This is a genomic window from Borborobacter arsenicus, assembly GCF_003934165.1.
GTDB classification, from domain to species: domain Bacteria; phylum Pseudomonadota; class Alphaproteobacteria; order Rhizobiales; family Rhizobiaceae; genus Pseudaminobacter; species Pseudaminobacter arsenicus.
Map to the genome: position 1 here is coordinate 1 of NZ_ML133519.1, position 11,983 is coordinate 11,983.

Below are 11,983 nucleotides of genomic sequence, written 5' to 3' on the forward strand. Positions count from 1 at the left end.
AACAAGCTCAAGAACTGGCGCCGTATAGCCACGCGCTACGACAAGACCAAGGAATCCTATCTCGGCTTCGTCGCCATCGCCGCAGTCAAATTATGGATACCCTTTGTCCACGAGCGCTAATTCCGCGCAGTCGCGAGGTTTGGAGAATATCGGCCAAGACAGATGGAAATCGGTATTTCGGCTATGCCGCGCAGTCAACAGCTTGGCTTGAAAACCCGCAGTTCTGCGCCAGTCCGGGCGTCAATATCAGCAGCGGAGAATATTGGAGCGGGTAGGATTGGCGGAGGGTGAGAGCCTACCGGAGAACTCTCTCAACCGGCGCGCAGCTAGGGCCGCAGCGAACACAGGTGAAAGTGCGGATTTCTCAGGTTTTCGCGGGCAGGACCGGACCTGTTAAGCCGAAATCCTCGCGGATCGATCGATTTGGTGCATGCGCTGGTGGAGGATTGTAACGATACCGATATCTCCGTTCGAGAGACGGCGCCAATAGACGAAATGCCGTTCGTATTGGAAGAAATATCCCTCTACACCGAATTCCGCTGGGACGGGCTTCGACATGACACGGTGAGTTTCGATCTTGCCGAAAGCATCGAACAGTCCAGTGATGTACCGATCCGCCTGATCGGAATCCCATCGGTCCTGCGTATAGCGGTAGATCTCGTCGAGACGGTGAGAGGCTGCCTCCTGAACACGGACAGCAGCCATCAGGCCCGGTTCCGTGCGATTACCTCGAGCGCAGTGAGCGGCTTGTAGGACTCCTCGGGCGCCGCGAAGGCAAGTGTCAGTTCAACCTTCAGCCGATCAAATGCTTCCATCTCTGCCCGCTCCTTGTCGCGACGGATCAGGTCTCGGACGTACTCGCTGATGTTTTCGTAAGATCCGTTCTCGCTGACATTGGCAGTGACGAAATCGCTCAGCGCCCCACTAATACGGACCGTCATCGTCATCGTTCGAGACATCACGGCACTCCTTTCGTGCTAGCGTATTCAATATAATCAAAAATGCACACACTTCAACCCGTTGTCTGCCCCCGATGCCCGGCGTTGGGCAAGTACGCTGAGTGCGAGGACGATGTTGAGGGTGAGCAGGGTTGCGAAGCCGCTATCCAGCGGGTACGCGCGCAAATCATGATAGTGCCAGGCCATGGCAATGCCGGCCGCCATAAGGAACCGCGATGACAAACGACATCAGTCGTCGGGGTGCGACGACCAATTTCCGTTTCCACCACGCGCATCGCCTTGTGGCCGACCGGCTTCCGGATGGCCTCGAGCATGAGCACCTCGAAGAAGACCGTGCCGACGAACATGATGGCGGCAAACAGATGCAGGGTGCCGAGAATGAGTTGGCTCATGGCAACGACGGTTTCCTCCGGAGATCGAGCTTGGTGAACAATGGAGTGGGCAGTGCTGTCATCGGATCACGATTGTCGGCTCATAATCGGCAATAATAGGCAAGTGCGCGCTGGAGTTCGTTCTCGTGGAAACCACGTGCTTCCGAACTCTCGGGATCTCCCGCAAAAACGCCCATAGTCTCAGCGGTGATAAAGAAACCCCGGGCAGGCAGCCGCTGTTGCAATCTGCTGACGCAAAGCGCTGCCAGCAACGGGCGACCGGTGGCAATGTCCTCCGCCATGAGCGATTCGAGCGCCTGCGTGATGCGATGGATGGATGGTGTGCGGTGGTGCCAGGCCAAGCCGATCGGCAAGCTCCTTGTAGGTGACCGGACTCTCAGTGCGGGCCTGCTCAAAGAGCACCTGGCGCAAGCGATCCTTCAGGACCCCATGTTCGCCTTCGCTTTACACCGCCTACGCAGCGGCCCGCCACTCCGCCACATGGACAAGTGCGGGGTCATCAGCGTGCCGGATCACCATCTGCTCGACACGGGCCTGCCAGAGTGCTGCGAAACGATCCAGTTCGTCCTCATTGGCCTGCTCCGCCACGGCCCTTGGGAGCAACACCTGCATCTCGCGCGCTGCCGGGACAACGGATGTGTCGAGATCGAGGATCACGCCACGTCCGTTGTCACGTCGCCGCAGGGCCATTAGCTCATCGATCGGTGCGTCGAAATGCAGGAGGCCGCGGCGCCCAAAGCGGCGATGCACACCGATGCCACCGAACCCCGTCTCGGGTGCGGCGCCGGTAATGAGGGTTGCCACGGCCGCGATGACGCCCGTCGTGCCCTGATCACGCGGATCACGGAGGTAGACCTCGACGCCACCGCGCGTTGGCATATCGTTGCCATAGAGATGTTGGAGGCCGCGCCGCACCATCAGATAAGCGCCGGCCACCGTGGGACAGGAATGGCCGGCAAGCTTTACGGCGTCGGCATAGCAGTAGTTCATCACCCCGGTTTTTGAGGCGCCAAGAAAAACCGCCAGTGGATCGTGCAGCGTGATAGTGGGGACGCGAGAAAAGAAGTCAGGAAAATCCATCCGATCCTCCGATGCATGATGAGGCTGCACTTCGGTCAGCGGAGTGCGGCAGATAACATATATTTCTAATTCACGTTTATCCTACCGACAATCGAGCATAGTGGCGCACCAGTCGATCAGACTGCGACATAACTGGCGTTCGGATCGGTTTCGGGCCCGGCGCCAGGCCTGCGCCTCGTTCTCAGTGCAGAGCAGCGCCTCCCTGGCTCTCCGTAATCTTGGTCTCTTCTTAGTCCTGCTGGTCCGGCATACGGTAGATCCGGGCCATCGCAGCTGGACGCCCGCATTAACCTCGCGCGGTTGGTGATTTCGTGATTCAATCTGGTCGTCATGATTTGGAGGCGGGACGATGGAGCAGAGGTCGCTATTCGGGCTTTCGGAGCATCTTGAGCGGCTGAGCAAAATCGGTGACCCGCTGGAGGTTCTGGAAGCGACGGTCGATTTCGAGTATTTCCGTGGCTGGTTGGTCGAAGGGCTGGGCTACGGCGACGGAGCCAAGGGCGGCCGCCCTCCTTTCGATCCGGTGTCGATGTTCAAGGCGCTGATCCTGCAGGCCCAGCACAATCTGAGCGACGCCAGGATGGAATTCATGATCCGGGACCGCCTGTCCTGGATGCGGTTTCTCGGGTTTGATCTTGGCGGTCCGACGCCGGACGAGAACACGATCCGGCTGTTCCGTAACAAACTGACCGAGACCGGCACGCTGAAGCGGGTGATGAAGGCGTTCGACTGGCAATTGCAGAAGAAGGGCTACATCCCCATGTCAGGTCAGATCATCGACGCATCCTTGGTNGATGCGCGCTGGACGCTCAAGATCGGTGGCAAGATCCGGTATCGGCTGGACGGCACGCCGCTGCCTCAAATCGCGTTGCCGGTCTTCGGTTACAAATCCCACATCGCCATCGACTGGCGCTTCGGCTTCATCCGGGAGAGTGCCGCCACGTCGGCATCCCATGCGGACGGGCGGATGCTGCCGCGATTGGTGACGACAGACAACACTTCCTCCGAGGTCTGGGCCGACAGCGCGTATCGGTCGCAGAAGAACGAGAAATGGCTGGCTTCAAAGATGTTGGTCAGCCGCATCCATCGTCGCAAGCCGGCGGGCAAGCCGATGCCGCAGAATATCGCGCGGGCCAATGCCGCGAAATCGTCGATCCGTGCCCGTGTCGAACATGTCTTCGCCCACCAGAAGAACCGCTTCGGCCTATTCATCCGCACCATCGGCATCGCCCGTGCCGAAGCGAAACTCACTTTGGCCAACATCGTCTACAACTTCGACAGGTTCATCTTCCATGAACGAGCCAGAACTCTGGGCTGAATCCGTCTGCCGTCGGGAAACCGCCCCGATATCGCTCTCGGCGACGCGCTTCGACGCTCCAATGCGGCATCCTCAATCGACCGCGAACCCAGGATCCCGATCCAAAACCCATCCTCCGCTCGATCTGCAAGGGTTAATGCGGGTGCCCAGCTGACATCCCCATTGATGTGGCAACCGGTCGTCGGACTCGTTGATCCAAAGGCGACGTTGGGAGGTTGAGCTGTTCAATTGGTTTCTTCCAGATCGCCGACGGCGCACGGTAAAAGCCTGACGCCGCCGCGCTTATCCGACATGCTTTTGGCACATCCGCATCAGAACGGCATCGCTGTGGAAGGGCAGGGCGGGGGGATTGTTCGCCCTCGATCGGCGCGGCGCGCAGCGCCTCGACCTTGGCTTCATGTTCTTCAGCAGCCTCAGCCCGGCGCGCACGACGTCGTTGGCCGAACCATAGCGCCCAGCCTGGACTTGCGCGTCAATGAACCCGGTGAAATGTTCGGATGGGTTTCTGGCCATGGTCAATCTATTTTCATTCAGTGTACCAAATATTGCTACAGATTGCCAAAAGGATGCAGTTGGTTCGCCGCGCGGCGCAGAGATTGAAGGCGCTCTGGGCGGTTCATTTGGACTATATTTACCTGATTGTACCCTCGGGCTCGGGAAGAGCGATAAGGCTTTCCGTATGGCTAACAGCCCTTGCCTTTCCAGAAGGGACGATGCAACCCATGTGCGCTCGTCGAGCCCAGTGCCGGCCTGTTACCCCTCCCAGGCATTCCCGGGCCATCCTTCGCCGGGACTGGTTTTCTGCGCTCTGCCCGTTGGAAACTCGGTTGGCCTCTATTTCGAGCCGCTTTCGGCGCTGGATTTGCGGCATGAGGGCGCAGATCAAAATCGTCAGTCAGCGCTTTCGGCCGCCAAACTCATGTCATCGGGTACAACCACTGGTAACAAGCCTCGCTCACCAATACGTCATAGTGGTTCTGGCTCCGACTGGGTGAAAGTGAAATATTGCAATTCTTCAAACCCGATTGCGGCTCCCGTCACCAAAATACTGTGCACCGCTTCTTCGCCCGCCAACATCGCCATGAGTCAGGCTATACCGCAAACGATGGCTTGCCCATGAGTTCCTTCAGCAATGGGTTCGGAAAGCGCCTTTCCATCATCACCGCATAGAATGTCTGGACGATACCGGGAAGAGCATCGCCTTCGACAAGCGAGCCGACCGCGATTTCGTCCTTCACTACGATAGGCGGCAGCACGGCGATGCCGATGTCCTCGCGCGCCAGCAAGCGCATCATCGCCATATCGTCGGCTTCGGCAATGATGTGCGGACGAATGTCGAGCTGATAGATAAGCGCATCGAAACCGGCGCGAACGCTCGTCCCGCTTGTCGGAACAATGACGGGGTGTGCCATCAGGCGCTCGGCCAGGCCGCAATTCCTACGGAAGCGCGCGGGGGCTCCGATAAGGCTAACCGCGCGCTCCGCGAGGCGATGGGCGACGAAGCTTGAATGCCCGTCGTGCACTGGTGGCTGGTTGATCAACACGACGTCGAGGCTGAGCGAGCGAAGCGAGGCCAACAGTTCGGCCGTGTTACCCGAACGCAGGACGAGCTCGACACCCGGCCGGCCGAGGAGCGGCTGCAGAAACTCCATCTGAAAATTGCGCGACAGCGTCGCTAGTGCCCCAAGGCGCAGGGTCGTGTGGGCGGGGCCGGCGTCGCGAAGCGTGCCCAGTAGTTCCTCGCCGGTAGTGAAGATGGCATCGGCATGATCCAGCGCGATCTGCCCCGCCTCCGTCAGGCGAAGCTGACGACCGCTGCGTTCGAACAGCGCGTTGCCGAGGCTCGCTTCGAGCTTGCGAATTTGTACCGATAGGGCGGATTGGGTGACATTGAGGCGCGTCGCTGTACGCGTGAGATTGCCGTCATGAGCGACAGCCCAGAAATAGCGCAGGTGGTTGTAATTCAAAGAAAGCATCATTCGATATTATCGAACGGTATCCGATAAACAATGCATTTTCTTTGATAAAGCGCGCCTGATATTGCAACGCAACGATTGTTTCCCGGGGATTTAGGGTGTCGTTCTACCTGCTTCCGTTGGCCACGCCGTTACCGTTGCTCGTTGCTGCTGCTGTTGCCTTCCCCGGCTCCGGCCGCTGCCCCAAGCGCGCCGGCATGGCCGAAGCGGCCGCGCTGGCTTCTTTTCTCATCGCGGTCAGCGGCCTTGCTCTGCTCGTGACGTGCGGGCCAGGTACGAGCGGTGTGGTCGGTGTCGCCGGGATCGGCCTCTCCTGCCTGCTGGACACGGTCAGCGTGACAATGCTGCTGCTTGTCAGCTTCATCGGCTGGCTCGTGCTGCGTTATGCCCGCACCTATCTCGATGGCGAAACGCGGCAGGGTGCGTTCACCGGCTGGTTGTGCCTCGCGCTTGCTGCTGTCCTGTTTCTTGTCCAGGCTGGTAATCTCGTACAGCTTGCTGCGGCATGGATCGGCATGAGCGTGGCGCTGCGCCGACTCCTGCTTTTTTATCCGGAACGGTTGGCAGCGCGGCGGGCCGAACGCAAGAAGCGGCTGTTTTCGCGCATCGGCGCGACCGCGCTGATCGTCGGCGCAGGCCTCATGGCTTGGGCCTATGGCACGACCGATATCCTAACCATCAATTCGACTGCTAGAACAACCGGTGGGTCGGCGTCGACCGCAGCCGCTGCCGGCTTGCTTGCGTTCGCGGCGCTGCTCAAGTCGGCGCAGTTCCCGACGCATGGCTGGCTGACGGAAGTCATGGAGGCGCCGACGCCGGTTTCGGCGCTTTTGCACGCGGGCATTGTCAATGCCGGGGGTTTCTTGCTTGTCCGTTTCGCGGACCTGATGCTGACGGCGCCCGGCGTCCTTGCGGCGGTGGCGATGATCGGCGGCTTCACGGCGCTGTTCGGCGCGCTCGTCATGCTGACGCAGCCGGCAGTCAAGACCTCACTGGCCTGGTCGACGGTGGCACAGATGGGTTTCATGATGCTGGAATGCGGGTTGGCTCTGTTTCCGCTTGCCTTGCTGCATATCGTCGTACACTCCTTCTATAAGGCCCACGCCTTCCTCGCTTCGGGCGGCGCTGTCGAACAGGTCGCCGCCATCCGCAGGTCTGGGCCGGTCGCAGTCCCCGACGGTGCAGCGGTCGGCCGGGCGTTCGTGCTGGCGCTACTGATCTACGCGGCGATCGAGGCGGCCTTCGGCCTTGCCTTCGGATTTGGCCACAAGTCCCCGCAATCGCTCGCCCTCGGCGCGATCCTGATCTTCGGCGTCGCCTATCTCCTGGCACAGGGACCGGCCGACGCCGCGCCGCGTATCCTGACCCGCAAGACGGCCAGCTACGCCATCGCGGCGGCGATCGGCTACTTCACGCTGCAGACGGCGGCCGAGTGGCTGACGCGGGGGACCCTGCCGGCAACTCCACCGCCCGGCCGGCTCGAATGGACATTGATGGCGCTGGCCAGCCTGAGCTTCGGAGCGGTTGCGATCGCCCAGGCCTTGCTGCCGCTGTGGTCCGGCCATCCGGCCGCTACAGGGCTAAGGGTGCATCTCGCCAACGGCTTTTACCTGAACGCGGTTCTGGAAAGGAAGCTCGGCGGCTGGTCCGCCCGCGCCTCGTCATGACGAATCGGTAGCGCAGAGCATATGGATGCTGAACAGGATCAACGATCATCACCTTCCTGCCGCCGGTGCCACGATCGAGGCCGCATGGCGCGCGGCGCGGCAGGTTCCGCCGTTGTGGCCGCTGGATGCGAGCGTAACGGTCAATCCTTTTCTCGGCCAGGCAGACGGACCGCTTGAATTGGCCGCCGCCCGCCTCGGCCGTGTTGCCGGCCTGCGCGTCACCATGCCTCGAAGCTGGTATGCCGCGCGTATCCGGTCCGGCGCGATCGATGACGCCGATCTTGCCGCGGCGCTCGCCGGTGCATCGAGGCCTGGAGCACCGAAAACGCTCGCAGGCCTCAACGCGGCGCTGAAGGCCGAGCCGGCATGTCGCCTGCCGCTGCCGACGGTTGCGGACCTCGCGGCCGATCCCTCGGGAATCGATTGGGCTGGTGTACTGACGGAACGTATCAGCCATTGGGCCGCCGATTACTTCGATACGGCTCAGGCGTTGTGGGCGGCCCCGAAGGGACGCGGCGCCTATGACGGCTGGCGCGACAACGCCCGCTATGATCTCACGCCGGAGATTGTCGGGCTCAACGGCTTCGCGGCGCTTTCTGCGCAACTGCCCGAAACCGCCGAGCAGGTGATCATCGATTGCGCTGGGTGTCTGGGCTTATTGGAATCTGCTCTTGAGGTTTACTTCCACCGGCTTCTGATGAGCCTCGGCGGCTGGGCGCAAATCGCGCGCTATCGTCTGTGGCAGGCAGAGCTTCGGCATGGCTGCGACCGGACCTTGATCGATCTTCTCGCGATCCGCCTCGTCTGGGAAAAGGCGATCTTTTGCCAATACGCCTCCTCGATTGAGGGTAAATGGCGCGAGGCGAAGAAGGCCTATTCCGAAGATATCGTGGCGTCCGCGGACGATGTGCTCGATTCTGTCCTGCAGGAAGCAGCCGAGCGTGCTGCCCAACGGCGGCTTGCAGCGGTTCTCGCCACGGAAAAAACAAGCCTCGCCAACGATCGCGCCAGATTGCAGATGGCCTTTTGCATCGATGTGCGGTCCGAGGTATTCCGCCGTGCACTGGAAAGCCTCGACCCAGGCATCCAGACGGTCGGATTTGCCGGGTTCTTCGGGCTTGGCGTTTCCCATCGGCGTTTCGCTTCCGATATCGAGGAGTCTCGCCTGCCGCCTCAACTGGCACCGGATCCGCATTCCCGTTCGGGCGACCACAGCGCCGACACGGCCCGGCTTGACGAGGCGGCACGCCTTGGCAAACGGGCAACCCGGGCCTGGGGCCGTTTCAGGCTGGCCGCCGTTTCCTCCTTTGCTTTCGTTGAGGCGATGGGTCCTGTCTATGTGCACAAGCTTCTGCGCAACGGACTGGGGTTAGCCAAGGCCAAGCTTACGAGCGATCCGGCACCCCGTCTCGATCCTGTGCCCGACCTGGCGTCCCGCACCGCCATGGCGGAAAAGGTGCTGAGGGGCATGTCGCTGACCCATGACTTCGCACGCCTTGTGGTGATCGCCGGCCACGGCGCGAGCGTCGTCAACAATCCGCATGCCAGCATGCTTCATTGCGGCGCCTGCGGCGGCTTTTCCGGCGATGTCAACGCCCGATTGCTCGCCAGCCTGCTCAACGACGCCGCAGTCCGCGCCGGCCTTGCCGAACACGGCATTCCTGTTCCGGACGATACGGTTTTTCTGGCGGCGCTTCACGAGACCACGACGGATTCCGTTACGCTCTACGATGCCGGTCAGTCTTTGGTCGATCATGCCGAAGAGATCGCGCAGGTAAGGAACTGGTTTGCCGAAGCAGGCGCGCTGACGCGTGCCGAACGCGCTCTCCGCCTGCCGGGCAGACCATCGGCGACCGGTCTATCCCGCCGGGCCAGAGACTGGGCCGAGGTGCGGCCGGAATGGGGATTGGCCGGCTGTCAGGCGTTCATCGCCGCGCCACGCAGTCGCACCGTAGGGCGAAATCTGCGCGGTCGCGTTTTCCTGCACAACTATCTCTGGCGGGAAGATGAGGGCTTCGGCGTGCTCGAGCTGATCATGACCGCGCCCGTTATCGTCGCGAGTTGGATCAGCCTGCAATATTACGGTTCGACCGTGGCGCCGCAGGTTTTCGGCGCTGGAAACAAGCTTTTGCACAATATCACCGGCGGTATGGGGGTCATCGAGGGCAATGGCGGACTTTTGCGTGGCGGGGTTCCCTGGCAGTCCATACACGACGGCGAGAATTTCGTTCATGAGCCGCTACGAATGTCGGTCGCCATCGAAGCGCCGCGCGAAGCGATCACCGCAGTGCTGGAGCGCCATCCCGATGTCCGCAAGCTCTTCGACAATCGCTGGCTGCACCTCTTCGCACTTGATGACATGGGACATTTGGCCTGGCGATATGCGGGCGGCTCAAGCTGGATAGACGCCTTCGATGACAGGCCATCTCGAGCCCGTTTGGAGCTGGCCCCAATCTGAGGGTCCAGACGGCGCAGGCTTCGCGGGCCGACGACTTATGCGGTTTCGGGCGTGAGTTTTCGACAGAGAGGGAGGGGAAGGAATGAGCGGAAAAATCCGGTCAGCTTCGGTGAAAAGTCCATCATGGTGCGTGCCTCGACGGAGGAGGCGTTCCGCGCCTTCATCGAGAACTTCGGCCGCTGGTGGCCGCCCACCTACACGATAGGGCGGTCACCTATGAAGAATGCGGTGATCGAACCGTGTGAAGGCGGCCCCTGGTATGAGATTGGCGAGGATGGCGCGGAGTCCCAGTGGGGTAAGGTACTGGCGTTCGAGCCGCCATCGCGCCTTCTTCTTGCCTGGCGGATCGGTGCAGACTGGCAGTACCGCAAGGATCTGCTTACCGAGATCGAGGTTCAGTTCATCGCGGCTGGGCGAGGCAAGACGCGGGTCGAACTCGAGCACCGGCTCCTGGAGAACATGGGAGACGCTGCCGAAGGCGTCCGGGAGACCTTTGAGTCGGAACATGGCGGGGCGGGAATCCCCTTGCCGGATATGCGTGGAGTCTCGCCGCTGGCGGTGGCTGTTTGGGCAATCGGCGCGATTGCAAGACTCACCTTCTTGTCCGGCGCGGTTGTCGCGTTTGCGAAGGCATCGGCGATGAGGCCTGCAGAGAGCGCGCCGACGGCGTAGCCGCGGTCCCGCCAAAAGCGATAGACGCTGAGCGATCGGGCCCGCCATGAGGGGTGCGAGGCATCCGAAACCGCTGCGATCAGGCTTGGATAAACCTGCATCGCATTGCACTTGAGGGAGATGGTCTAGCATCCGAACTCTTGAAGTTGCTTGCCCATCGCAGCGCGATGGAACGCGATCCGAACATCGTCCCGTTACGACACTTCAATCCGGGCATTCCGAACGCGGCAGGGCATCCGCCAGGCAATTCGGGGCGCGGTCCTGCAGGAAGATCATCATCGCCGTAGACGGCACGGGACGCCCGCAGCGGTCCAGACATCGAACGCTTTGATCCACCGCGGCCTCTTAGACGCCGCACCCAGTCACATGACGAGGGAACCCCAATGGCACGCACCCCAAATACGACCACCTCCGACAAGGCAGCCAACATCCACGACCAAAAGCTCATCCGCGGCAATGGCGGTGAACTGCATCACATTGCCAAGGGCAATGTACCGGCCCTGACGACTGCACAAGGTGGGCCGGTATCCGATGATCAGAATGCCTTGAAGATCGGAGCTCGCGGGCTGATCGAGGATTTTCCACTTCGATCACGAACGCGGGCGGATTTGGGTAGGGTCAGTAGCACGGCCGAGGACGTCTTGATGTCATGAAGCACGGAAATCCTCCAAAGACTGGCCGGGGATAATTCCGGACGCCGGACATTTCAGCCCCCGCAGCACGGATCCGCGGTTTCCAGCCCTCAATATCCGCCGATCACAGGCAAAATCTCCCCCGTGATGTAGCTGGAGCAATGTGACGAGGCCAGGAACACATAGGCGGGGGCAAGCTCTTCGGGCTGAGCTGGCCGTTTCATCGGCGTGCCGCTGCCGAATTTCGAAACGTCTTCGTCCTCCTTGTCAGACGGGTTCAGCGGCGTCCAGACTGGGCCGGGTGCTACCGCATTGACGCGGATGCCCTTGTCCAACAGGTTGCCGGCCAAAGCTCGGGTGAAGGCGTGAATGCCGCCTTTGGTCATAGAATAATCGACGAGGTTTTTGGAGCCTTCAATGCCGGTCACCGAGCCGGTATTGATGATGGCAGCGCCGGGCTTCATATGCGGCACAGATTCCTGCGCCATGTGGAAATAGCCGTAGAGATTGGTTTTGAGCGTGGCGTCGAAATGCTTTTCAGTAATGTCGCCGAAGTGCCTGGCGTGATACTGGAAGGCTGCATTGTTCACCAGCACATCAAGCGCGCCTAGCCGCTGAATTGTTTCCTCGACCGCGCGGCGGCAATTCGAGCGCTCGCTGACATCTGCCCGGATCAGGATACAATGGCGGCCTTCGTTTTCGACCGCCTGCCTAGGCTGTGTGGACGAATTGACTCAGGTATAGGTTTTGGGGTTCCGGGGACGAATCCGGTCTGATTCATAGGTTGCTGACTGATTTGGAGGTCGGCGATGTCCACGAAGATGACGGA

10 protein-coding genes and 7 pseudogenes are annotated in these 11,983 nt (G+C 61.0%); 8 read left to right on the forward strand and 9 right to left on the reverse strand.

Annotated features, from left to right (window positions below):
* Positions 1-120: pseudogene (locus tag EET67_RS07580) on the forward strand (IS5 family transposase); the annotation flags it as partial.
* A gap of 273 nt (positions 121-393) precedes the next feature.
* Here EET67_RS07580 and EET67_RS07585 read toward each other — a convergent pair.
* The 5 genes from EET67_RS07585 to EET67_RS07605 all read right to left on the reverse strand — a co-directional run bounded on the left by EET67_RS07585 (position 394) and on the right by EET67_RS07605 (position 2,431).
* Positions 394-705, reverse strand: a complete 312-nt coding sequence (locus EET67_RS07585; protein ID WP_128625570.1) for a type II toxin-antitoxin system RelE/ParE family toxin — start codon at positions 703-705, stop codon at positions 394-396.
* Complete coding sequence (locus EET67_RS07590) at positions 705-959, reverse strand: ribbon-helix-helix domain-containing protein (protein WP_128625571.1); 255 nt, start codon at positions 957-959, stop codon at positions 705-707. The genes EET67_RS07585 and EET67_RS07590 overlap by 1 nt, the downstream gene beginning before the upstream one ends.
* Before the next feature lie 53 nt (positions 960-1,012).
* Positions 1,013-1,351 carry a hypothetical protein gene (locus EET67_RS07595; RefSeq protein WP_128625572.1) on the reverse strand — a complete coding sequence of 113 codons (339 nt, stop codon included), beginning with the start codon at positions 1,349-1,351 and terminating at the stop codon, positions 1,013-1,015.
* 80 nt (positions 1,352-1,431) lie between these two features.
* Complete coding sequence (locus tag EET67_RS07600; protein ID WP_128625573.1) at positions 1,432-1,692, reverse strand: hypothetical protein; 261 nt, start codon at positions 1,690-1,692, stop codon at positions 1,432-1,434.
* Positions 1,693-1,804: 112 nt separating this feature from the next.
* Positions 1,805-2,431, reverse strand: a complete 627-nt coding sequence (locus EET67_RS07605; protein ID WP_128625574.1) for a hypothetical protein — start codon at positions 2,429-2,431, stop codon at positions 1,805-1,807.
* Positions 2,432-2,780: 349 nt separating this feature from the next.
* Here EET67_RS07605 and EET67_RS26045 point away from each other — a divergent pair.
* A partial coding sequence (locus EET67_RS26045) for a transposase (RefSeq protein ID WP_245450782.1) occupies positions 2,781-3,223 on the forward strand: 443 nt, incomplete at its 3' end.
* Position 3,224: 1 nt separating this feature from the next.
* A pseudogene (locus EET67_RS26050) lies at positions 3,225-3,749 on the forward strand (transposase); the annotation flags it as partial.
* Positions 3,750-4,086: 337 nt separating this feature from the next.
* Here the strand turns inward: EET67_RS26050 and EET67_RS07615 are convergent.
* A pseudogene (locus tag EET67_RS07615) lies at positions 4,087-4,262 on the reverse strand (type II toxin-antitoxin system ParD family antitoxin); the annotation flags it as partial.
* Between EET67_RS07615 and EET67_RS25595 the strand changes: the two are divergent.
* Positions 4,225-4,869, forward strand: coding sequence for a hypothetical protein (locus tag EET67_RS25595; RefSeq protein ID WP_165899822.1), 645 nt, complete (start codon positions 4,225-4,227; stop codon positions 4,867-4,869). The pseudogene EET67_RS07615 and the gene EET67_RS25595 overlap by 38 nt on opposite strands.
* Here EET67_RS25595 and EET67_RS07620 read toward each other — a convergent pair.
* On the reverse strand, positions 4,841-5,725 hold the full coding sequence (locus tag EET67_RS07620) for a LysR family transcriptional regulator (RefSeq protein ID WP_128625580.1): 885 nt from the start codon (positions 5,723-5,725) through the stop codon (positions 4,841-4,843). The two genes, EET67_RS25595 and EET67_RS07620, sit on opposite strands and share 29 nt — an antisense overlap.
* A 98-nt stretch (positions 5,726-5,823) precedes the next feature.
* Here EET67_RS07620 and EET67_RS07625 point away from each other — a divergent pair, with 98 nt between their 5' ends.
* From EET67_RS07625 to EET67_RS26600, 3 genes and pseudogenes are all read left to right on the forward strand, one after another.
* Positions 5,824-7,392 carry a proton-conducting transporter transmembrane domain-containing protein gene (locus EET67_RS07625; protein ID WP_128625576.1) on the forward strand — a complete coding sequence of 523 codons (1,569 nt, stop codon included), beginning with the start codon at positions 5,824-5,826 and terminating at the stop codon, positions 7,390-7,392.
* A gap of 25 nt (positions 7,393-7,417) precedes the next feature.
* A complete protein-coding gene (locus EET67_RS07630) occupies positions 7,418-9,850 on the forward strand; it encodes a YbcC family protein (protein WP_128625577.1) in 2,433 nt (810 codons plus the stop codon).
* A gap of 123 nt (positions 9,851-9,973) precedes the next feature.
* A pseudogene (locus EET67_RS26600) lies at positions 9,974-10,288 on the forward strand (SRPBCC domain-containing protein); the annotation flags it as partial.
* On the opposite strand, the pseudogene EET67_RS26605 reads toward EET67_RS26600, so the two are convergent.
* A pseudogene (locus EET67_RS26605) lies at positions 10,246-10,620 on the reverse strand (hypothetical protein); the annotation flags it as partial. The pseudogenes EET67_RS26600 and EET67_RS26605 sit on opposite strands and share 43 nt — an antisense overlap.
* A gap of 285 nt (positions 10,621-10,905) precedes the next feature.
* On the opposite strand from EET67_RS26605, the pseudogene EET67_RS07645 reads away from it, so the two are divergent.
* Positions 10,906-11,118, forward strand: a pseudogene (locus EET67_RS07645) (catalase); the annotation flags it as partial.
* A 146-nt stretch (positions 11,119-11,264) separates the two neighbouring features.
* Here the strand turns inward: EET67_RS07645 and EET67_RS07650 are convergent.
* A pseudogene (locus tag EET67_RS07650) lies at positions 11,265-11,867 on the reverse strand (SDR family oxidoreductase); the annotation flags it as partial.
* Positions 11,868-11,983 lie beyond the last annotated feature (116 nt).